We start from the raw sequence: 22,242 nt of genomic DNA, 5'->3' as shown, positions 1-22,242 counted from the left end.
GCCCCGTTGCCGATGCGCGTCTACCGTTCTTTTTCCTGGAAGGAAACCAACCTGCGGGTGGCCTGCGAGGCCTTTGACCTGGTGACTGGGACCGTGGTCGAGGAGCGGCGCCGGCTGGAGCGCTATATCGGCCGCCACCCGGAATTTCTCACCTCGCTGGTGCCGGTCGCCCTGCTGGACGATCCGCCCGAGGCGGCCATCCGCATGGCCGCCGCCGCCGAGTTGACCGGGCTCGGTCCCATGGCCGCCGTGGCCGGCACCTTGGCGCAGATGGGGGCGGAGGCGGCCATGGCCGCCGGCTGCCGCGAGGCCATCGTCGAAAACGGCGGCGATATCTTCATCCATTCCGGCCGCGAGGTCACCATCGGCCTGTACGCCGGCGACAACGCCATCGGCTCCAGGCTGGCTCTGCGCATCGACCCGGCGGACCTGCCCATGGCCCTGTGCTCCTCCTCCTCGAAAATGGGCCACTCGCTGAGTCTCGGCCAGTGCGATCTGGGCACGGTGGTGGCCAAGGACGGGGCGCTCGCCGATGCCGCCGTCACCCTGGTCTGCAACTTGATCAAGCACGAACGCGATCTCACCCCGGCGCTGGACCGGGTCGGCGCCATTCCCGGCATCGACGGCATCCTGGCGGTCAAGAACGGCAAGATCGGCCTCTGGGGCCGCCTGCCGGAGCTGGTCCGCAACCAGGACACCGGCGCCCGCAGCAAGATCACCCGCGACCTCCGTTCCGACTTCCAGGGATAACCCCGCCTAGCGCAGGGCGAACCGCACCGGTACCAACACCTGCATGGTCACCGGCAGGCCGCCCCGCTTCCCCGGCTCGAACAGCCAGCCCCGCACCGCCCTCAGGGCGGCGTCGTCAAGCAGTTGATGGCCGCTGGAGGCGTGCACGGCCAGATCGTCGACCGTGCCGCCGCCATCGACCAGGGCCGCCAGCACCACCGTGCCCTCCAGGCGGAGCCGCCGGGCGCGCTCGGGATAGGTCGGCGGCGGATTGTCGCGATAGCGCGGCCGGGCCGGCACCTCGGCCGGTTCGAGACCGGATGCGGTTGCCGCTGATTCGGCTTGGCCGGGAGCACCTGCGGATTGCGCCGGAGTCGGCGCCGTGGCCGCCGCTTCGGACGCGGACGGAGACGATGCAGCCGCAGTCTGGGCGGGCGCGGGCGACGCCGCTGACCGCGCCGGTTGTGCCGGTTTTATCGAAGGAGGTGTCGGCGCAGCCTGCCGTTCGCGGCGGGCCGCCACCACCGGACGCGGGGCGGTTTCCGGCTGCGCCGGCGGCTGGACCGCTGCCGGCGCGGAAACAGGCGCCTCAGCGTGCAGCGAAACCGTCACCACCTCGGGCTCCGGTCCCCACGCACGTCGCCCTTCATCCGGCGCAACCTGCAAAAGCGCGAGCAGGCCGGCATGGACCAGCATGGCCCCGACCAGGGACAGCCGCCAGGTCGGCCGCCGTTGGCCAGTCGGCGTCCGCATCGCCTCTTCCCTGCTCCCCATGCTCATCAGGGTTCCCTGATCCGTCAGGATGTGCTCCATGTCGCCCTCCGTTCCAGTGCGATCCCCGGCCAGGTCCGCCGCGGCCGTCCCCCTACCAGGCGTAGGCCAGGGAGACGAACAGGCTCCGGCCGGCGCCCGGATAGGGTTGCTGGGTGTAGGCGCCGGTGGCCTGGTCGGAGAAGCCGGCGAGATAGGTGTCGTAGTCCTCGTCCAGCAGGTTGGCCGCCAGCAGAGTGACGGTCCAGTGGGTGGCCAGGACCTGTTGCAGCTTCACGTCCACGGTCCAGTAGGAATCCAGCTCGATGGCCGCGTTCCCGTCGGTGTCGCTTTCGTAATAGCCGGGCCGGGAGCTCGTGTAGCGGGCCGTCACCGCCGAGGTCAGCCCGAAGTCGCTGACATGGCTCAGCTGGGCCTTGATCTGGGTGTCCGGGGTGTATCGGGCCGGCCTGACGGCCCCGTGGTGCATCTGTTCCTCGGCGTCGAGCAGGGTCAGGGCGAAATCGGCCTGCACCCCGTACAAGGGGCCGATCCTGGCGCTCAGCTCCCAGCCGTCGGCCTGGTAGGTATCGACGTTGGCCGGCGTCCAGTAGTTGCCCCAAATGGGGCTGGGCTGGTTCGGGTCCTCGGCCCAGCTGATCTTGTCGTCGATGTCCCACTGGAACCAGGAGGCCGAGACGAACAGCTTGCCGCCCAAAAGCCCGCCCTGCTCCAGGGTCACATCGGTGTGCCAGCCGGTTTCCGGCTTGAGGTCCAGGTTGCCCTTGGTGAACAGGTCGTCGGGCCAGAACAGGTCGTTCATGGTCGGGGCCTTGAAATGCTGGCCGCGGTTGAATTTGATGGCCGTGTCCGCCAGCGGGGTCAGCACTAGGCCGTAACGGGCGACATCCTCGTGGCCGAACAGGGAATGGGTTTCGTAGCGGTAGCCGCCCACCAGCTTCACCAGGTCCACGGGCTTGAGGCTCAGCTCGGCGAAGGTGCCGTTGGTGAACACCCGGTGCGACTCGGCCTGGCGGCTGCCGGCGACCGGCCGGCCGGCGGCGTCCAGGGCCTGCTGCTCGTGGTCGTAGTCGAAATTGCGGTACTCGCTGCCCACCAGCAGGCCCACCCGGCGGGAGAAGGCGTGGAGGTCGAGGTTGCCCTCCAGCCCCTTGACGGTGTTGGTGACATCGGTGTCGCTGCCGGCGCCGCTGTAGCGGCTGACGGTGGTGGCGTCCAGGTTGGCCCAGTCGCCCTTGACCCGCCAGTCCCACCACTCGGTCCCCTGCCCCTTGAAGGTCAAGGCGGCGTGGCTGTTCTCGTCCTCGCCCCGATCGAGCAACATGGCGGAATCACCGTTGTAAAAAGGCAGAAACGGGATGATTCCCGACGGCGGCTGCGGGCCGGGCAGGCCAAACTCGCGGTCGACGATGCCCGCGTCCAGGCTGCCCTGGAACTGCTTGCCCTTGTCGAGCAGCAGCTTGACCGTGGCGTCGTTGTGGGTCAGATCGCTGTTGTCGCGGAAGCCGTCGGTTTCCCTGCGGTTGAGGGTGAGGTAGTAGCCGAAGTCGCCCAGGACGAAGCCGCCGTTTTCCGCCGCCAGATGGGAGGTGTGTTCGGTGCCGTAGCCGGCCTCGGCCCTGGCGACGAAGCCCTCCCGCTTGGGCTGCTTGCCGATGACGTTCACCGTGCCGCCCATGGCGCCGGAGCCGTACAGCAGGGAGCCCGGTCCCTTGACCACCTCCACCCGCTCGATGCTGTTCAGGGGGATCTGGCTCACATCCGCCGAACCGAGGGAGGGCGAATTGAGCACCACCCCATCCATCACCACCAAGGTGCCGTCGCCGCCCATGCCGCGCAGGTGGATCTCTTCGGCGGCGCCGCCGTAATTGCCCCGGGTGCGCCAGTCGATGCCCGGCTCGTTGGCCAGGAGCGCGCCGAGGGAGGTCGCCGGCGCCTCCTCGATATCGTAGGCGTCCTTGAGCACCACGCTGTTGACGATCGCCCTGCGGGTCTCCTCGGTTTTGGTCGCCGTGACCACCACCTCGTCCATGACCGTCGGCTCGATATCCGTGGCCCCGGCCAGCGCCGCATGCAGCGCCGCCAGGGACAACGGCGCCAGAAGAAAACGTCGGGTGTATCTCATTGTCCTCATTGCAACCTCCAGATGGATGGAACTGTGCGTCCGAGGCGCGAACACTCCCCGGACCGATGATAATCGATCTGGAGATTCCCTGTTTCTCCACGCGACCCGTGGCCGTTCCGTTGTCCGCGGAATGCCGTGACATCTCCATCAGGCAGGTCTTCTGACTCCCGGATCGTCCCGCTGACCGCGCCTTCCCGCCCCGTGGGGCAGTGGTTTCATGCGGTCGCGGTCCCCGGTCACAGCGGCGGGCCCGTCCCCGATTCGCACGGGGTTCCCTTTTCAGCTCGTTGCCGAGCACCTGATGCGCTTGTGTGCTTCCGGGAGAAGGCCTCCAGCCAAAAAAGGTTTCGTCCGTCCTTTTCCCGGATGGTTTCCCCCAAAAAAAATCCCGGATCGACGAATCGATCCGGGATAGCCCTTTTTTATCCACAGACAGGAAAAACAGAAAGCGCGGCCATCCTCGCGGCCGTCTCCCGTTCGTTCAGGCAGGTCTTCTGACTTCCGGTTCGTCCTACCGGCTGCGTCTTCCCGACCCGAAGGTCAGTGACATGGTGCAGCGTTCGTCCCCGGTTACAGCGGCGGGCCCGTCTCCGATTTGCACGGAGTTCCCTTTTCAGTTCACGATGAACACCCGAACGTGCTTCCTAGAACCGATGTCGCAGTTCACGTCAAGAGAAAAATGACGGCGCGGCCGCCGGCGCCATGGCCCTTGACTTTGGGGCCTTCCCTGGTATCCTGGCCTGAACCGTGGGTCGTGCCGGCGGGATCGAAAAAAAACAAGAGAATCAATCTATTGTCTGGAGGCACTGTGACACGGCTCCGCCGATGGCAGTACGCTGTCCGGCTCGCCCGGATCCCCTGGCTCTTGGCGAGCCTGATCCTGGCGGCCGGCGTCCTGATCAGCCTCAACATGGGGCGGCTGGACCGGGAACGACGCCTGAGCGACATCCGCAGCCAGGTTATCCTGGAACTCGCCACCATCCGCGCCCGCCTGGAAGGGGCGGTCAATACCGTCTTCAGCGCCACGTCCGGCCTCACCGAGGTGATCGCCTACCAGGGCGGCATCAGCCCCGAACTGTTCAACGCCCTGGCCCGGCAGGCCATCGCCAGCTCGCCCTCCATCCGCAATATCGCCGCCGCCCCGGACAATACCATCACCCTGATCTATCCCCTGGAAGGCAACCGGCAGGCGCTCGGCCTGCGCTATGCCGCCGTTCCCGAACAGGAGGCCGCCGTTCTTCAGGCGATGCGGGCGGGCAGGCCGATCTTCTCCGGGCCCCATGACCTGGTCCAGGGCGGCAAGGGCCTGATCGCCCGGGTGCCGGTGTTCATCGCCGCGGAAAGCGGGAGGGAAACCGATGCGCGCTACTGGGGGGTGGTCTCGGTGGTGACCCGGTTCGAGGCCCTGCTCGACGCCGGTGAGGTACGGTCGGCCACAACCCTGGAAATCGGCCTGCGTACCATGGACGACCGGGAGCGGGCCGGTGCCCTGCTGTGGGGCGAGGCGTCCCTGTTCGCCCGCGAGCCGGTCTGCCTGCCGGTGTCGGTGCCCGGCGGCGCGTGGCAGTTGGCCGCGATCCCCAAGGGAGGCTGGCCCGAGATCGTTGCCGCCGATTCGCCGCTTTTTTTCATCGGCCTGGGCAACAGTTGCCTGGCGGCGGCCTTTGTCTGGTGGCTGGCGGCACAACCCGCCCGGGAACGGCGGCGCAACGAGGCGCTGCGCCGGGAGATGGCCGAACGGCGGCGGGCCGAGGAAGAATACCGGCTTTCCGAACAGAAATACGCCTCCTTTTTCCATCTGATGCCGGACATGGCCGGCATCACCCGCTTGGAGGACGGACGCATTCTTGAAGTCAACACGGGATTCTCCCGGATCTCGGGATGGACCGGCGAGGAGGCGGTCGGCCGGACCTCCCTGGAACTGGGACTGTGGACAGCGGCGACCAGGACCGAAGCCACGGCCATCGTCCGCAGGCAGGGGCGGCTGGAGAACTACGCCTTCGCCCTGACAACCAAATCCGGCGCGCGGCGGGATGTCCAACTGTTCCTGACCCCGGTCAGGGTCAGGGGCGAGGAATGCCTCTTCTTCATGGCCCGCGACATCACCGAGCTGAAACAGGTGCAACGAACCCTGGAGCGGGAGCAGGCCAGGCTGCGGCAGCTGCTGCAAACCATTCCCGCCATGATCTGGATGAAGGATCCCGACGGGGCCTACCTGTTCTGCAACGCCCGTTTCGAACGGGTGTTCGATACCAGGGAGGAGCAGCTCATCGGCAAGACCGATTATGACTTTTCCCCGCCGGAAGTGGCCGATTTTTACCGGAGCTACGACCGCAGGGCCATTGCCACCGGAGGCCCGAGCACCAACGAGGAATGGGTCGTCTTCGCCGACGCCGGGCACCGCAAACTGTTCGAAACCATCAAGACGCCGGTGTACGACGGTGAGGGCCAGCTCATGGGTGTGCTCGGCGTGGCCTGGGACATCACCGAGAAGAAACTGATCGAAAAGGAACTCCGCCAGGAGCGGGCCCGTTTCGTCAATCTGGTCGATTCCGTGGACGGCATTGTCTGGGAGGCGGATGCCGCGACCCTGGCCTTCACCTACGTCAGCAAGCAGGCGGTGCGGTTGCTCGGGTATCCGGTGCAGGAATGGTACGGCGAGGGGTTCTGGCTCCGGCACCTCCACCCCGAGGATCGGGAACGCATCCATGCCCTGACCCTGGCCGGCACCGCCAAGGGGGAGGATCACGCCCTGGAGTACCGTTTCCTGGCCAGGGACAGCCGGATCCTGTGGGTCCGGGACCTGGTCACCGTGGTGTCGGACCAGGGCCGACCGCGCTGGCGGCGGGGCATCATGGTCGACATCACCGGGAAAAAAGAGGAAGAAAAGGAAAAGGGCAGGCTCGAGGACCAGTTGCGCCAGGCCCAGAAACTCGAGGCCATCGGCCGTCTGGCCGGCGGCGTGGCCCACGACTTCAACAACAAGCTGCTGGTCATCCTCGGCTATGCCGAACTCATGCAGAACACCGCCATTGCTCCCGAGAAGATGCGCGCCTACCTCTCCCAGATCACCAAGGCGGCCAGCCAGTCGCGGGACATCACCCAGCAGCTGCTCGCCTTTTCCCGCAAGGAGACGATCCTGCCGCAGGTGCTCGATTTGAACGATCTGGTCAGGAGCGCGCACAAGGGACTGGGCCGGCTGATCCGCGAGGACATCCGCTTCGAAATCGATCTGGCCGAACACCTGTGGCCGGTCCACATGGATCCCGGCCAGGCCGACCAGGTGATCATGAACCTGATCGTCAATGCCCGCGACGCCATGGAAAACGGCGGCCGCTTGCTGGTGGCCACCGCGAATGTCCGCCTGGACGAGGCATTCGTCAGCAGGTATCCGGACATGACGACCGGCGAGTATGTGCAGCTCACCGTGAGCGACACCGGCTGCGGCATGAGCCCCGAAACCAGGCAGCACATTTTCGAGCCGTTTTACACCACCAAGGAAACGGGCAAGGGCACCGGTCTCGGCCTGGCGACGGTCTACGGCATCGTCACCCAGAACAGGGGACTGGTGCTGGTCGAGAGCGAACTGGGCTCTGGCGCGACCTTCCGGGTCGTGCTGCCGCGCTGCCGGGAGGAAGATCCCGGGGCGGCATCGGAACGGATCGAACCGCCGCCGGCGACCCGGACCGCGGTCATCCTCCTGGTCGAGGACGAAGCCACGGTCCGCCAACTGATCGCCAACATGCTGGCGGCAAGCGGCTATATTCCACTGGCGGCCGCAACCCCGGAGGAGGCGCTGGCCATTGCCGCCGACCGCGACCAGCGGATCGACCTGCTCCTCACCGATGTCGTCCTGCCGGGCATGCACGGCAGGGAACTCAGCCGGCGGATTGTGGCCAACCGTCCGGGAATCAACATGATGTTCATGTCCGGATATGCCGCCGATATCCTTTCCGGAGAAGGCGGCCCTCCCATCCCCCTGCTCAAGAAACCCTTCAGCATGGCAACGCTGCTGCACGAAATCGAGCGCTGCTTGCAGGGGGCATCCTCCTGAGCATGGACGTCATGCCGCCGCCCCGGCAACAAAAAAGCCGGCATGGAATCCCATGCCGGCTTTTCTTCGTGGTACGGCTCCGATGCGGCCGCGGACCTACTTGACCTGCAGGACCACGTATTGGCTCCGCTCGCCCGAACGGACCCGCAGGAGCACCTGCTTGGCGCTGCCGGCCTTTTTCAGGGCCTGCTGCAACTCCTTGAGATTGCGGACCCTGGCGCGGTTGACCTCCTCGATCAGCATGCCGGATTGCAAGCCCAGTTCGGCGGCCGGGCTGTCGGCCTCGACATCGGCGATCAGCACGCCCTGATCCTTGGCATAGCCGAACTGTTCGGCGACCTCCTTGGTCAGATCCTGGAGGGTGAGGCCGAGTTCGCTCAGGGTGGAGCCGGTCATCTTCTTGGCGATCGAGGCCATGTCGGCCGGTTGCTCGCCGACGGTCACCACCAGGTCCTTTTCGGCGCCGTCGCGCAGAATGCGCAGTTTCAGGTCGGTGTTCGGCGGCGTCATGGCGATCTTGTTGCGCAAATCGGCCACATCCATCACCTGCTCGCCGTTGATGGCGGTGACGATATCCCCCTGGAGCAGCCCGCTCTTCTTGGCCGGCGAATCGTCGCTCACCTCGGTGACCAGGGCGCCGCCCGCCTTGCCGCCGAACGATTTGCCGAGGTCCTCGTTGACATCCTGGATCATGATCCCCAGCCAGCCCCTGGTGACCTTGCCGCCCTTGCGCAGCTGCTGTTCGATCGACTTGGCCATGTTGATCGGAATGGCGAACCCGATGCCCATGTAGCCGCCGCTCCGAGAAAAGATGGCGGTGTTCATGCCCACGGCCTCGCCGCGGATATTGAGCAGCGGCCCGCCCGAGTTGCCGGGGTTGATGGCGGCGTCGGTCTGGATGAAGTTTTCATAGTCGGTGATGCCCATGCGGTTGCGGCCCTTGGCGCTGACCACCCCGACGGTGACGGTCTGGCTCAGTTCGAAGGGGCTGCCGATGGCGATCACCCATTCGCCCACCTCCAGGTTGTCCGAATTGCCGAGCGGCAGGACCGGCAGGTCGTTGGCCTCGATCTTGATGACCGCCACGTCGGACTGGGGATCGGTGCCCACCACCTTGGCGGGAAATTCACGCTTGTCGGCCAGGCGCACGGTGATCTTGCCGGCATCCTCGACTACATGGTTGTTGGTCAGGATATAGCCGTCGCTGGCGATGACGAAGCCGGAACCGGCGGCCTGCTGCTTGAAGGTCCGCTTGTCCTGCTGCTTGGGATTGGTGCGGGGATGGCGGAACTGCGGGCCGAAAAACCGCTCGAAAAAGGGATCGTTGAACAGGTCGGGGAATTGGGCCATGCCCTTGGCCGCGGTTTCCTTTTCCACCCCGACATAGACCACCGCCGGGCCGGCTTTCTTGACCACGGAAGAAAAGGCCTTGGCGGAACGGTCGAGCAGGGCCAGGTCGTCGTCGCTCTGGGCAAAGGCGGGATGATGGCCGCCGGCCAGCAACATCAGGCAGAGCAGGCAGGAGGCGAGAACGGAATGGCGATTGAATCCGGTTGGTTTGTCCATGTGGTTGCTCCATTCGATCATGGCAAAAGAGGGCGTCCTGCGGCATGAACGGTTCGTTGACGGCATGCGGCAGGTCCAGGCAATGCTGGCAAGAACATTATACCGGGCCCTTGGTTCGTCAAGAGGAACGGCGGCGGAAAGGGGCGATCCCTCCGGCAAAAGCGGCGCAATGGCCGTCCGCCCCACCGGGGATTCTTTGCCCGGACGCTAGTTGTCGAGCCTGCGCTTGCGGGCGGACAGCCGGGTGCGGAGGAACCAGCCGAGACCGATCACGGCCGCCACCACGATGACGATGTCGACCTGGTGGGAATACTTCTGCACCACGGTCCAGTGTTCGCGCAGCCGCATGCCCAGGAAAAGAAGAAAGCCGTTCCACAGGGTGGCGCCGATGGTCGACACCAGCATGAACGGCACCAGCGGCATCCTGCCCATGCCGGCGGGGATGGAAATAAAGTGGCGGATCACCGGAATGAAGCGGGCCAGGAACACGGTGTACAGCCCCTGCCGCCGTTGGAAATAGCGCTCGGTCCGTTCCAGGTCGTGGCGGTTGAGCAACAGATACCTGCCGACCTCGAGCACCAGCGGCTTGCCGCCGTAATAGCCCATCCAGTAGGAGGCGAGCGAGCCGGCCAACGAGCCCAGGCTGGTGGCCAGCACGGCCAGCCAGAGGTCCCACTTGCCGTCGGCAACCAGAAAGCCGACAAAGGGCATCACCGCCTCGCTGGGGACCGGGGCGATCATGCTTTCCAGGGCCATGAGGAAAAAGGCGCCGGCATAGGCGGTGGTCTCGAGAATCCAGACCGCCACGTTCGTGATGAATTCGGTGATCATGGCGCAACTCAGCGGAGGAAATAGAACAGGGCCAGGGCACCGAACACGACCCGGTACCAGGCGAAGATGGTGAAGTCGTGGTGCGCGACGTAGCGGATCAATCCCTTGATGGCCACCAGGGCGCTGAGAAAGGCGGTGACGAAGCCCACGGCGAAGAAGGGCAGGTCCTGCTGGGCCAGCGCATGCCAGGATTTGTAGACGTCGTAGCCGGTGGCCAGGAACATGGTGGGGATGGCGAGAAAAAAGGAAAATTCCGTCGCCGCCTTGCGGGAGAGGCCGAACAGCATGCCGCCGATGATCGTCGCCCCCGAGCGGGAGGTGCCGGGAATCAGGGAGAACACCTGGGCGAAACCGACCTTGAGGGCGTCGCTTGCGCGCATCTGCTCGACCTCGGCGATACGGGGCTTGCGTTCGCGCCGCTCGACCAGGAAAATGACCAGGCCGCCGACAATCATCGCCAGGGCCACCACCACCGGGTTGAACAGGTGCTCCTTGATCATCGTGTGCAGCAGCAGGCCGAAGACAGCCGACGGCAGGACGCCGATGACCAGGTTGAGCGCGAATTGCCGGGCGCCGGCCTCGCGGGTCAGTCCGGCTACCACCCGCAGCAGCCGCTGCCGGTAGAGCCAGCAGACCGCGAGGATCGCGCCCAACTGGATGCAGATCTCGAAGGTCTTGGCCTGCTCGCCCGTATAGGCGAGCAGATCGCCGGCGATGATCAGGTGGCCGGTGGAGGAAATGGGCAGGAACTCCGTGAGGCCCTCGACCAGGCCGAGAACGATGCTTTGGATCAGCGCGAAAAACTCCATTGAGTACTCCGTCATCAAGGAAAGAGAGGGACAGGCGTCCGGAAAAACGGGCGCCCCTCCCTGCCTGCTCACGGCACCGCTGTCCGGAGCCGGCGCACGTCGGGCGTTCCGCGGGATGCCGGCCAGAATCCACGGCCCGGCAAGGCCCTCTGCCTGTTACCTGATCGTCCAGGCCCTGTCAAGGGGATACGGTGAACGGGAAGACCGGTGTCAGGGGTGCCACTCGTTCGTGTCGGCGGGCGCATCGTGGCGCCCGCTTGCCCCCCTGCGATCGAAGTAGGGCTGATATTCGAGGAGATACATATCGACAAGGGTAAAGAAGGCGGTGAGGGCCAGCGGGCCGTAGATGATCCCCATCACCCCGGACAGGTTCATGCCGCCGAGGATGGACAGCAGGACGAGCAGCGGCGGCAGATTCGCCCGATTGCCCACGAATTTGGGCTTGAACAGGTAGTCGACGACAAAGGTGAGCAGCAGATAGAACAGCACTGTGGCCAGGGCCTGCCAACCGCTGCCCTTGAGAACGAGGATCAGGGCGGTCGGCAGCAGGACCAGACCGATGCCGACGATCGGCATGAAGGCCACCACCGCCATCACCGATCCCCAGAGCACCGGCGAGATCAGCCCCATCGCGGCGAAGTAGATGCCGCCGCACACCCCTTGAATGAGGCCGCTTACGCTGTTGCCGACGAGGACGGCGCCGGAGATGGCCGAAAATCGATCGATGAGGAACCGGTTCTGCGACTCGGGCAGCGGCGAGAGCCGGAGAAGAAAGTCGGTCAGCCGGTCGAATTCGATCAGAAGGAAAAAGACGCCGACGATCACGAGCAGAAACTGAAGCACGAACCGGACGATGTTGGCGGCCCATCCCGAAACCTGATTGTACACGAAGACGCCGACCGTGGTGGAAAGATCGGAGATCAGGCCGAGAAGACGCTCAAAATCCATGTGGATGCCGAAACCGGCGAGCAGGTCGTCAATCCGGTGCACCAGGCTGCTGCTTTGCAGGTTCTGCTGGAGCAGGAGGAGCACGTCATTTTCCTTGATCAGGTTGATCACGCCGGGAATCTCGGCGGAGAGCGCGCCGATGCAGAACAGGAGCGGCAGAAAGACGCAGAGGGTGATCAGCAGGCAGGTGAGACAGGCGGCGGCCCAGGGAGCGCGAATGCGGGCGCAAAGCCGGATGTAGGGCGTCCGGAAAACGCTGGCCAGGAGAAAGGCGAGAAAGAGCTGCGTCCAGAACGGCCAGAGGACCATGCCGAGCATCAGCGCGGAGACCAGACTGATGAGGAGAAAAGTGATGCGCTGGATCAGGGAAGGGGGGGCGGCCATGGGGGCTCCGGGGAAGGGCTGCTCGTCGATGCTGCTGGCCGGCTCGATCCGGCAGCAGCTCATTCCGGTTCAATTGTAAGAAGAACCGGGGAATTGCGCCAGCCGAATGTGGCTGCTTGCGTTCGGCAGGGCGGCATGGGCCAGCAGGAACGCCAGGTGCCGCCGCACGATGCATGGGTCGGGATTACCGCTCTTTTTCCCTGTCTGTTTCCGGGAAAAGGCTTGCATGCGCAGGATGGATGGTGTAGTAAATTTGTCCCTCCGTATGGACTGCCATCACTGTCGGGGCGTAGCGCAGCCTGGTTAGCGCGCCTGCCTTGGGAGCAGGAGGTCGAGTGTTCGAATCACTCCGCCCCGACCAGCAATATCAAAGGGTTAGCTTTTCGAAGCTAACCCTTTTTTGTTAAATAAATGCAAGCAAAACAGGACATGCCGGTAACAGGGGGCTCACACGCAAGGGGCAATGGACCGGTGTGGCGTTCACGGGGATTATCACAAGCGAGTTGAGATAAAGAGTACAATGTAGAACCAATCCTTACGTACGGAGCGTTACCCGAAAAGACCTGTCGGTTTTTTGCCGTCCCGGTTACAGGGCGCGGATGGCAGCGGCCAAGCCGCGGTCACCGAGGTTACGGATGATGGATTCGGCGGCGGCAAAGCGCATATCTCGACCGCCCTCGGTGAGCACCGCCTTTTGATAAAGGCGTCGGCTCCAAGGGGCATCCGCGCAAAACCGGGCTATGGATTCAGCCAGCAACAGGAGATCATCGGGCTTGCACAGGGACTCCTCGGCACGTTCATGGAGAAGACGCATCAAGTCGAGCGAGCACAGCCGGCTGGTGGCGACCGCCTTCGCCAGGGCGACAAACTCAAGGCCCGTACGGCACAGCCCCATCACGCGTTCATAGAGGGATTCCACCCAGACGCGATCCTGCAGGCGCTCCTCAATGGAGCGGGCCAGAAACACCAGCTCGGCCGGGGTGACGGCAGCCTGTTCGGCGGCGCGGTACAGTTCCCGGCTGCGCTCCTTGTCACCGAGCAGGTCCAGGACACTGACCGCCAGGCGTATAAAGCAACCCGAGTTTTCGCATTCAGCTTCCTTGGCCCGGTAGAGGGCATGGGCGCGATTGCGGCCATCGGGGAGGAACGCCACCATCTGCGCAACCACCGCGTTGATGCTGACCAGATCATTGCGGCGCTGGAGCAGGCGCTGATGAATATCGCTTATCCAGTCGTTGTCGCCGACATGACGGGCAACCCCTTCGGCCACCGCCAGCACATCCTCAAAGAAGGTGGCCCGCTGCTGGGCCTTGACATAGAGGCGGCGGCAGTAGTCCACGTCGCCGCTCAGTTGATGGACATCGCGGGCGAGGTTGCGCAAGCAGGCACAGGTGAGGCATTCCTGCTCTCGTTTCATGAAGGCGGCGTACTCTTCCTTGAACTGTTCCCGCTTCGCCAGTTGACGCTCAACAGCAGCGCGCCAGGCGCCATCATCCGTCATGGCGAGAATGGCCTGGGCCACGGCGGCAAAGGCGGTCATGGTCGTGGCCATTCCCTCGGCCTTGCGCAGGTAGACACAGGCCGTGTCGCGGTTGTTCACTTTTTCGGCCATGGCTGTGGCGGCGGCAATCAACTGCTCGGCGTTGTCGGCGGCATCACCCGCCTGCTGGTACCAGAGATCGGCCATGTCCTGTTCGCCGGTCACCGTCAGGACCGATTGCGCCAATCGCATCAGTGCGGCATGACCAGCAAGTCGCTGGGCCGCCTGGCGATAGATTTCCAGGCTCAGTTCCCGGTCGTTGACCTTGGCCATCACCGTTTCCGCCAGCTTGATCAATTCATCGCCGGAGTTCGAGCGTTCGGCCGCTGCCCGGTACAGCCGGACGGCCGTGGCCTGATCCTGCAACGAATCGGCACTGAAATCGGCCAGGGCAGACAGATCCGCGCTCTTTTCCAGGCTTTGGGCCGCCTCGCCGATCAGACCCAGAGCCAGGGGCCGATCCTCCAGCAGACTGCTGACGGTGCCGGCCAAGGTCTGGAAATCGGCCACCGAAGCGCAGACCTGGCGTGCTGACGCAAGCAGGTCCTTGACCTGATCCCGATCCCCGCCCGCCTTCAGCACTGCCTCGGCCAGCTCGGTGAAATCGCTGCATTTTGTGCATCGGGTGGTGGCCACGGCGGCAATCTCGGCGGCCAGTTCGCTGTTCTCCGGCCGCTCCCCAACGGTACGGGCCAAAGAAAAGATTTCCACCGGAGTGGCGCATTTCTCCGCCGCCGCCAGGTAGAGCTCCCGGGCAGTCTGCGAATCACCGGCAGCCGCGGCAGTATCCGCCAGCTTGCTCAACTCCGCCGGGGTGCGGCACATCTCCCTCGCCCGGGTCATAAACCGGGTCCCCAACTCGGGGTCGTTCAGTACACGCAGGGCACAGTCGGCGAATGGAAGCATTTCATCGGCGGTCGCCGCCCACTCGGCACCGCTTTCCAACACCTCGGCGGCCCACTGGCGATCATCCAAATCGCTGACGATGTCCGTGGCCACCTGCACATACTCATCGCTTGACTGGCAATCATCGACCCGTTCTTCCAATTCCTCTCGTGTACTCATCTTCAAGTCCCCTTGTTTAATAGGTGCAGCCAAGCAGGCGATGGCAAGACGATAGAACCCGCGACCATCGCGTTAGATTATTTTTAATTTATTAGAACTGGCTAAATCTCTTGTCAAGATAAAACAGGGAGAACATGGTGCGATCAGGTGTCATCGTTCCTCTTGGGCAGGGAGGGCATTTCTTGCGTCCGGACGACAGCGAAACCCCGGCCATTCCCGCAGCCTTCAATCTGCTCCGGGGAGGTGTGCACATGGAGAAATCGATATGCCGACAATCTTCGGACGAATGCAGAAAGGAGGTCGGAAACTGATCATGGATCAGGGAGGGAAGATTTCCGGAGCGGCCCGGAATCCCGGCATTCATTCCGGCCGAATGACGACGTACGACTGGAACGGGCAGCGCAGCCCTGTTGCCTGGGAATACTTCAGTTCTGCCTGGTCATCGACTGCATTCCCTTTGTCTCTATTTGGTACTGGAACGGATAGGGCGCCTGTTCTTCCCGTGCGACCGGCAACGCGGCCGAATGCGTCTCCTGCAGATCGGTGAAGTCGCTCAGCAACGATTCGGCGTCGCGGAGCGATTTCCTGATGCTCACCGGACCGGCCCACAACACATACTGTTCGTTGTATTCCGACTCCGCGCTTGCCGACTGCGGCGGCATCAGCAGGTCGCCGGTCCAGTGGTCCACCGCCAGGACCTCGAGCACGGTCTTGGCGCGAAGGATCTCGTTGTTGGCCAGCAACCAGTCGATCCGGGTGTAGACGGTCCCGAAGACATCAACGGTGATATACACATCGACCTCCGCCTCGGAAGGAGGAACGATGGACACACCCTTCAGGAAAAGATAGGTCTGCATCAGGGCCGAAAGGTACTGCAGGTCATCTGAAGTGATCTCCTCCGAGTTGTGATACGCTCCCATGCCCTTATACTCCACCCCCGCCTGCACGGTCGTCGCCCCGCCCTCCTGCCGGGTTTGCGTGGAGACCGGGGAGGCGAGCAGGGTTTCCGTCGTTTGCGTGGCGCTGGTGCCCCCTGTTGCCGAAGAGGTGGAGGAGGTGGTGGCGTACCTGGGATACACCGATGTTTCGGTGACGGGCGCGGTTTGGATATAATCCCCACGCAATTGCGAGACGATCGAGAACCGGCCGCCGACGAGATTGCCCGCGCCGGTATCGCCGATGGCATTGACGAACAGGTTGACCTTCCTGCCCCGAATCGCTCCGAGGTCGATTTTCTTGACTGCCGCCCGTGTGGCGGCGGCGACCAGTTCCTGCTCGATGGCAAACCGTTTGCCGCCACCATGGCCGGGAATGCCGGTCGAGGCGCCGCAGCCGGTCAACAGGGACAAACCGGCCAGCATCGGCACAAGCAGGCGCGCTGTGCCGGCGATTGTGGAGAAAAGGATATCCATTGGCTCGATCATCCGAAGGGTGAGGGGGGATCAGGGCTCGCGCAGGCTTTCGTCCAGGGCGCGGATAACCGGATAGAGAAAATAGGAGATGACGGAACGGTGCCCGACCTTGATTTCGGCCCGGACCTTCATGCCCGGAATGAGCCGGAATCCGTCGGGCACGTTGCGGAGTTGGGTTGCAAGCAGGGCGACCCTGGTGCGGTAGAAGGCCTCGACCGGTTCCTGGTCCGGTTCGGGATGCATCATCGCCTGGGGATCGCCCCGCTGAAAGGCATTCTCGCTGATCACCCGCACCGTGCCGGGCAGGGTGTCGTGCCGCTGGAAGGGAAAGGCGTCGAACTTGATCCGCACCGTATCGCCGGTGCGGATTCTGCCGATATCCTTGGATTCGACCCTGACCTCGGCCTCGAGCAGGCTCCCGTACGGCACCAGGATGATGAACGGTTCGGCCTGCTGGAGGATGGAGCCCACCGAGCGTTCGGCCATCTTGAGGACAATGCCCTTTTCCGGCGCCCGCAGGGAGATCAGCTCATGCATCCGCGTCGCCTTGTGCAACTCTTCCAGCACCTTTTCCAGGTCGTTGCGCAAGGCGACCTCCTGTTCCATCAGCTCGCCGTTGCGCTCCTCGACAAACCGCTGCCAGTCGGATTGGGCCTGCCTGAGTTCGTTGCGGGTCACCTCTTCCTCGGCCCGGAGGCTGTCGATGGCATTGGCCGCCTGAAACCGGGCCTTCTGGGCGTCGAGCAGCCTGAGGCGATATTCCTCGTCCTGCTGCGGCCGCTTGGCGGCGGTTCCCTCGACATCGCGCAGCAGCTTGTGTTGCTGCTCATGGCCCTGGCGCTGGACGGCGTTGAGCGCCAACTTGGACCGCAGGGCGGCGATCTTGTCGTCGGTCATCCGTTTGTTCTTCTCCAGGATCAGGCGCCGCTGCCGCAAGATCTGCTCCTGCAGCGTGCCGTCCTCGCCCTCCTCGGGCAGGGGAGTGAACGCGGCGCCGGCCAGCTCGGCCCTGATCCGCCGGATCTGCACGCCAAGGGTCAGCTTCTGTTTTCTCAACTGGCTCAGGTCGGCGGTGGCGAAGGTCGGGTCCAGGGTGGCCAGCACCTGGTCCTTCTCGATCACATCGCCCACCTGGACGTCGATCGTGCGGATCACGGCGGTATTCAACGATTGCACGACAATGGTCGGCGTGTTGGTGATCAATTCCCCCTGGGCGACCACGATCCGGTCCACCTTGAACACAATGGCGCCGACCACGGTCAGGACCATGGCCGCCAGGATGAGATAGAGCACCCAGCGGACCCTGCCCGGCACGGGGCGCTCCTCGATCTCGACCGCATCGGGCTGGTATTCGAGAATGTCTTGTGCGTGTTTCGGCTCTTGCATCACAGTTCCATCTGCTGCTGCCAGAGCTTTTTGTACAACCGGCATGCCTGCAGCAGGTCCCTGTGGGTGCCATGGCCGACCACGACGCCCCGTTGCAGCACGACGATACTGTCGGCATCCTTGAGCATGGACAACCGATGGGAGACGATGAGCACGGTCCGGTTCCTGGCGATCTGCACCAGGTTTTCCCGGATGATCCGTTCGCTCTCCGGATCGAGCGCGCTGGTCGCCTCGTCGAGGATGAGGATTTCCGGCGAGGTCAGCAGGGCGCGGGCGATGGCCAGGCGCTGGCGCTGCCCGCCGGAGAGATTCTTGGCTCCTTCCTCCAGCATGGTGTCGTACCCTTGCGGCATGGTGACGATGAATTCGTCGGCACCGGCGAGCAGCGCCGCCTGGATGATCTGTTCGCGGGAGGCGGCGGATTGGCCGGCACGGATGTTTTCCGCAATCGTGGCGTGGAACAGGAAATTTTCCTGGAGCACCACCCCCATGTGCCGCCGCAGGTGGGCGGTGTCGATCTCGTTGAGATAACAGTCGTTGATCCTGATCGTGCCGGTCGAGGGAAAACAAACCTTCTGCAGCATGCGGGTCAGCGTGGTCTTGCCGGAACCGCTGGGGCCGACGATGCCCAGGGTGGAACCGGCGGGGACGGTCAGGGAGATCTCCTGGAGGGCATTGGGGAGATCGGGGGCATAGCGGAAGCTGACCCGGTCGAAAACGATGTCGCCCTGCAGCGAGGGCCGGGCGCCGTGGCGGTCCGCACCCCATTCCTGCCTGGCGTTCATGACCAGTCCCAGTTTTTCCACGGAGAGTGCGGCTTCCTGGTATTGATGGATCAGGCCGACCAGTCGGACCAGAGGCGAGGTCACCCGGCCGGCCAGCATCTGAAAGGCGATCAGGGCGCCCACGGTCATGGTGGCGTCGAAGACGAGACTGGCGCCCACCCAGATGAGGATCACGGTCATCATCCGCTCCAGGAACTGGGTGAGCGATTTGGCGGTGATGGAAATCTTGCCGACCCGGAACTGCATGCTGACCGCGCGGGCCACCTTGGTTTCCCATTGCTGGCGGAGCAGGGGTTCGATCGCCATGGCCTTGACCGTGGCCATGCCGTTAATGGTCTCCACCAGCATCGCCTGCCGGTTGGCTTCGGCTTCGTACAGGGCGTTCAACCGCCGCCGGAACGGCACGATCAGCACGCCGATCACCCCTGCGATCAGCGCGGTGAACACCAGGACGATGCCGGTCAGCGACAGGCTGTAGAAAAAGAGAAACGGCAGGAAGACGAAGAGCGAGGTCGCCTCCAGCATGGTGAGGAAGACGTTGCCGGTCAGGAAATTGCGGATCTTGGCGGTTTGCTGCATGTGCTGGGTGAGCACGCCGGCGGCGACATGTTCGAAGAAGTCCAGGGGCAGGTGGAGCAGGTGGCGGAAGGTCCGGCCGGTGATGCGCAGGTCGATCTTGTTGGTGGCGTGGAGCAGGAGGTAATCGCGGAGAAAATCGAGCCCGGCATTGACCGTCAGGGCGCCGGCCATGCCGATCCCCAGGGCGTGCAGGGTGGTGAAGGCCTGGTTGACCAGGACCTTGTCGATGACGATCTGGAAGAAGATCGGGGTGACCAGGGCGATGACGTTGATGAACAGCACCGCCAGGGCGATGTCGAAGAAGGTCAGCTTCTGCCGCAGAATCTCGGGGATGAACCAGCGCAGGCTGAAGGGCTGGGATTCGTCGGTGAGTTTGTAGACCCGCTTGAGCACATACAGGTGACCGGACCAGAGGGCCGTGAACTCCTCCCGGCGCAACCGCAGATACCCTCCGCCCGCGCCGGCCAGGGGATCGTAGCAGGCAAGGAGCGGTTCCTCCTCTTCCCGGCCGCCGCGCTGCATGCCGGCCAGCACCACATGGCGGCCGTTGTTGAGGATCGCGATCGCCGGATAGGCCTTGTTCAGTTCCAGCAGGCCCTGCCAGTCCAGGCGCAACACCCTGGCCTTGAGCCCGAGTTCCTTGGCCATGCGCAGCAAGGTATCCCGCGGGATCTCGTCCCTGGACAGGCCGTATTCGTGCACCAGGCGATCCTGGGTCAACTCGATCTTGTGTTCCCGGGCGACGATCGAAAAGCAGACCAGGGCGGTGTTGATTTGGTCGAAAAAGAGCAGGCCGCCGGCCCAGGCCTGTTGGAACCGTTGGAACGAAACGTGTTCGGTCCGGGGCGGGCCATCGGTCTGGGGAATGAGCAGGGTGAATGTTTCCGGAACGTCTGTCGTGGCGCAGTCAAGGTGACTGAGAATGGCATACCGGCCATCGCGCAGTTCCGCCACCGCTGGCAGGCGGGGCGCCAGGGAGGTCCATTGCTTGGCGTCCGGCCGCAGGATAACGGTCTGCAAGCCTGCGTGACGCGCCTGCAGGATGACCTGGTCGAGGGTTGTCTTCCGTCCCTCGGCGCCCGGATGTTCCGTGAGCGATGCGAGTTGTTCGGCGAAGGCCTCCCTGCCCGTCTGCCGGGCCAGAAACCGACAGCAGGCCAGGAGGCCGGGCTGGTGGCCGGTTGACTCTCCCGTCTTCCTCTCCGGCATGTTCCTCTCTCCAATTCGTTTTCAGTGCATGGGCCGGGCACAAACGCACGGCAAGGGCGCCTTGCTCCCGTGCGGAGAGGCGCCCCTGCCGGCTTCGTATCGGAGAGCGATCAGGCGGCCACCAGGAAATCGTTGGCCGTGATTTTCGGTTTGGTGGTCAGGGTGGCGAACTGCACCGCCACACCCTCGCCACTGCCGTCGGCGTCGTAGAACAAGGCGCCGGAGGAGGTGTTGTAGAGGAAATAGTCGTTGTCATCCGCGGCTGTGCCGGCGGCACTGGCCAGGAAAGAGTCCGCGGCAAGCGCGCCCTCGTCCGTCAGCACGGTAAAGATGTCCTTGTCGAGTTGGATCTTGTCCTGGCCGACGACAAAATCTGTCACGCTGTCTTTGTTGGTCGTCGCGTTCAGGGCGGTGTCGAACACAAAGATGTCGTTGCCCAAGCCGCCGGTCAAGGTGTCGTTGCCCAAGCCGCCAACAAGCGTGTCATTGCCCGTGCCACCGGACAGGGTATCGTTGCGCACCGCCGTCGAGCCGGTTCGCTGCGGCATTGCCCATCAGCGTGTTGTTCAATGCGTTGCCGGTGCCGTCGATCGCCGCTGTGCCGGTCAGGATCAGGTTCTCGACATGCGCGCCCAGAGCATAGGTCACCGACGCCTGGACCGTATCCCCGCCAGTCAGGGTGTCGTCATACTTGCCGCCGTAAAGAGTATCTTCACCAGCTTCGCCATAAAGCTTCAGCCCTCGACCAACAGCTTGGCCGTCTAAAGTGTCAAGTGTCGCTGCCGGCGCCGCCCCGGTATCCCTCCGGGCCTTCATTTGCTTCTAAGGCATTGACAGTGTCGTCACCGCCCCCCCATGGCGACCTTGTCTATATTTTTTATCGTGACATTGCTCAGGTCGAGGTTGTCTGCTTCTTCCGTACCTAGAATGATGTCGCTGCCTTCGCCACAGTCGATGATGCATCCAGAGGACAACCCATTAAGCGTTTTCGTACTCAGATGAATGGTGTCATCCGTCCATAATGTTTCGATTCGCTGAATATTTTTCAATTCTGTTTTGCTGAGGTCCAAAGTGTCTGCCAACGCTGTACCGCCCAAAATGTTGTTTCCACCACCACCATCGATAATTTCGACGGTATTCTCTCCTTGAGAATCATGAATCCGGATAGTGCCGTCCTTTGTTCCACCTAAAATAATATCGGCGCCCCCTTCTCCACCTCTATAGATGTCGTCTGCTAGGTTTTCACCGCTGACGGCAAAAATATCATTGCCTGCCCCGCTGACAAGAGCATTTTTTTCGAGGCTATCAAAGCTGAAAATGGGTCAGTCTTATCGGTTGAGATGGTCTTTCGTGGATTCAGGGTCACATTTTACTTTCATTCCGCCGTGTTTCTGTCTTAAGAGTGAACTGCGAGGCAGGGGATCATCCTGGAAGAATACATGGAAACAGGGAGGTGTCATTTTGTCGACAATGAAAAGAGGAGTGGATTGCTGCGACAATCAAAAGAGACTGCCGAACATACTGGAACAATATCAGGTATATTCATTGAAAAAGGAGCATCTGCCATGCTTGGCCGACGGAGGGAATGCCGTCTCCCTGAGCGGGTTGTATAAATTTGCTCTGTCAATAGGTGTTTTTGCCTTTTCGCATCTATCTCCCCATTGCACCAACGCATTTGCTGGTTCCGTCAATTGGGTGGGCTCGTTTGATTCTAGTTGGCACACGAACGAAAACTGGGTGTGGGATGGTCATACTCCGACAAGCTCGGATGACGCCCGAATTGACGCCTCGCCGACAGCGGTAATTTCCGCTTCGCCCGGCGCTGTCGCCAACCTGTTCGTTGGCGTGGTTGATACTGGCGGGCTATCTATCGAAAACCATTTGACATCAACAACTGTAACATTGGGCTATAACCTGGTTCAGTGAAAAAACATCTACAAAATCAACGCAAAGTTAAAATCAACATATTGAAATTTCAGTAAAAATATTGCAATATCCGCCTGTCCTAAAAACTCACTTGGCAGGTGAAATTATGAAGCGGTTTATCCT

16 protein-coding genes, 1 tRNA gene and 2 riboswitches are annotated in these 22,242 nt (G+C 63.1%); of the genes, 4 read left to right on the top strand and 13 right to left on the bottom strand.

Annotation, left to right across the window (positions count from 1 at the left end; genetic code table 11):
- Positions 1 to 12: 12 nt before the first annotated feature.
- A complete protein-coding gene (locus Q362_RS0104710; protein WP_035215645.1) occupies positions 13 to 750 on the top strand; it encodes a UPF0280 family protein in 738 nt (245 codons plus the stop codon).
- 6 nt (positions 751 to 756) lie between these two features.
- On the opposite strand, the gene Q362_RS22035 is transcribed toward Q362_RS0104710, so the two are convergent.
- Together Q362_RS22035 and Q362_RS0104700 are read right to left on the bottom strand one after the other, a co-directional pair.
- Positions 757 to 1,542 carry an energy transducer TonB gene (locus Q362_RS22035; protein WP_051553673.1) on the bottom strand — a complete coding sequence of 262 codons (786 nt, stop codon included), beginning with the start codon at positions 1,540 to 1,542 and terminating at the stop codon, positions 757 to 759.
- Positions 1,543 to 1,594: 52 nt separating this feature from the next.
- Positions 1,595 to 3,634 (bottom strand): TonB-dependent receptor plug domain-containing protein, encoded by a 2,040-nt coding sequence (locus Q362_RS0104700; protein WP_084312290.1) that lies wholly within the window; start codon positions 3,632 to 3,634, stop codon positions 1,595 to 1,597.
- Positions 3,635 to 3,758: 124 nt separating this feature from the next.
- Positions 3,759 to 3,942, bottom strand: a riboswitch (cobalamin riboswitch).
- 150 nt (positions 3,943 to 4,092) lie between these two features.
- Positions 4,093 to 4,275, bottom strand: a riboswitch (cobalamin riboswitch).
- Positions 4,276 to 4,433: 158 nt separating this feature from the next.
- Here Q362_RS0104700 and Q362_RS22030 point away from each other — a divergent pair.
- Positions 4,434 to 7,679 (top strand): PAS domain S-box protein, encoded by a 3,246-nt coding sequence (locus Q362_RS22030; RefSeq protein ID WP_051553671.1) that lies wholly within the window; start codon positions 4,434 to 4,436, stop codon positions 7,677 to 7,679.
- A gap of 96 nt (positions 7,680 to 7,775) precedes the next feature.
- On the opposite strand, the gene Q362_RS0104685 is transcribed toward Q362_RS22030, so the two are convergent.
- The 4 genes from Q362_RS0104685 to Q362_RS19140 all read right to left on the bottom strand — a co-directional run bounded on the left by Q362_RS0104685 (position 7,776) and on the right by Q362_RS19140 (position 12,280).
- Positions 7,776 to 9,245 carry a DegQ family serine endoprotease gene (locus Q362_RS0104685; RefSeq protein ID WP_028317743.1) on the bottom strand — a complete coding sequence of 490 codons (1,470 nt, stop codon included), beginning with the start codon at positions 9,243 to 9,245 and terminating at the stop codon, positions 7,776 to 7,778.
- 207 nt (positions 9,246 to 9,452) lie between these two features.
- Positions 9,453 to 10,076 (bottom strand): DedA family protein, encoded by a 624-nt coding sequence (locus tag Q362_RS0104680; RefSeq protein WP_028317742.1) that lies wholly within the window; start codon positions 10,074 to 10,076, stop codon positions 9,453 to 9,455.
- An 8-nt stretch (positions 10,077 to 10,084) separates the two neighbouring features.
- Positions 10,085 to 10,885 (bottom strand): undecaprenyl-diphosphate phosphatase, encoded by an 801-nt coding sequence (locus Q362_RS0104675; RefSeq protein WP_028317741.1) that lies wholly within the window; start codon positions 10,883 to 10,885, stop codon positions 10,085 to 10,087.
- 210 nt (positions 10,886 to 11,095) lie between these two features.
- Complete coding sequence (locus tag Q362_RS19140; RefSeq protein ID WP_051553669.1) at positions 11,096 to 12,280, bottom strand: AI-2E family transporter; 1,185 nt, start codon at positions 12,278 to 12,280, stop codon at positions 11,096 to 11,098.
- 220 nt (positions 12,281 to 12,500) lie between these two features.
- On the opposite strand from Q362_RS19140, the gene Q362_RS0104665 reads away from it, so the two are divergent.
- Positions 12,501 to 12,578 (top strand) — tRNA-Pro (locus Q362_RS0104665).
- 225 nt (positions 12,579 to 12,803) lie between these two features.
- On the opposite strand, the gene Q362_RS0104660 is transcribed toward Q362_RS0104665, so the two are convergent.
- From Q362_RS0104660 to Q362_RS0104630, 7 genes are all read right to left on the bottom strand, one after another.
- Positions 12,804 to 14,822 (bottom strand): hypothetical protein, encoded by a 2,019-nt coding sequence (locus Q362_RS0104660; RefSeq protein ID WP_157469880.1) that lies wholly within the window; start codon positions 14,820 to 14,822, stop codon positions 12,804 to 12,806.
- 425 nt (positions 14,823 to 15,247) lie between these two features.
- Positions 15,248 to 16,234, bottom strand: a complete 987-nt coding sequence (locus Q362_RS19135; RefSeq protein WP_051553667.1) for a hypothetical protein — start codon at positions 16,232 to 16,234, stop codon at positions 15,248 to 15,250.
- Between the two features lie 30 nt (positions 16,235 to 16,264).
- Positions 16,265 to 17,620: an HlyD family type I secretion periplasmic adaptor subunit gene (locus Q362_RS19130; protein ID WP_051553665.1), complete on the bottom strand. Its 1,356-nt coding sequence runs from the start codon at positions 17,618 to 17,620 to the stop codon at positions 16,265 to 16,267.
- Complete coding sequence (locus tag Q362_RS0104645; protein WP_084312284.1) at positions 17,620 to 20,193, bottom strand: ABC transporter transmembrane domain-containing protein; 2,574 nt, start codon at positions 20,191 to 20,193, stop codon at positions 17,620 to 17,622. Before Q362_RS0104645 ends, Q362_RS19130 begins: the two co-directional genes overlap by 1 nt.
- A 110-nt stretch (positions 20,194 to 20,303) precedes the next feature.
- Positions 20,304 to 20,741 (bottom strand): M10 family metallopeptidase C-terminal domain-containing protein, encoded by a 438-nt coding sequence (locus tag Q362_RS24205; protein WP_211248443.1) that lies wholly within the window; start codon positions 20,739 to 20,741, stop codon positions 20,304 to 20,306.
- The gene (locus Q362_RS24200) at positions 20,677 to 21,009 is read right to left on the bottom strand and encodes a hypothetical protein (RefSeq protein ID WP_028317737.1); all 333 of its coding nucleotides are present in this window, start codon (positions 21,007 to 21,009) and stop codon (positions 20,677 to 20,679) included. The genes Q362_RS24205 and Q362_RS24200 overlap by 65 nt, the downstream gene beginning before the upstream one ends.
- A 26-nt stretch (positions 21,010 to 21,035) precedes the next feature.
- Positions 21,036 to 21,290 carry a hypothetical protein gene (locus tag Q362_RS0104630; RefSeq protein WP_028317736.1) on the bottom strand — a complete coding sequence of 85 codons (255 nt, stop codon included), beginning with the start codon at positions 21,288 to 21,290 and terminating at the stop codon, positions 21,036 to 21,038.
- Between the two features lie 364 nt (positions 21,291 to 21,654).
- Between Q362_RS0104630 and Q362_RS23435 the strand changes: the two genes are divergently transcribed.
- Positions 21,655 to 22,119, top strand: coding sequence for a hypothetical protein (locus Q362_RS23435; RefSeq protein WP_157469878.1), 465 nt, complete (start codon positions 21,655 to 21,657; stop codon positions 22,117 to 22,119).
- Positions 22,120 to 22,242: the final 123 nt, after the last annotated feature.

This window comes from Desulfobulbus elongatus DSM 2908, from assembly GCF_000621145.1.
In the GTDB taxonomy this organism is placed as follows: domain Bacteria; phylum Desulfobacterota; class Desulfobulbia; order Desulfobulbales; family Desulfobulbaceae; genus Desulfobulbus; species Desulfobulbus elongatus.
The sequence above is the reverse complement of the archived record's forward strand: the minus strand, read 5'-3'. Positions and strand labels throughout refer to the sequence as shown.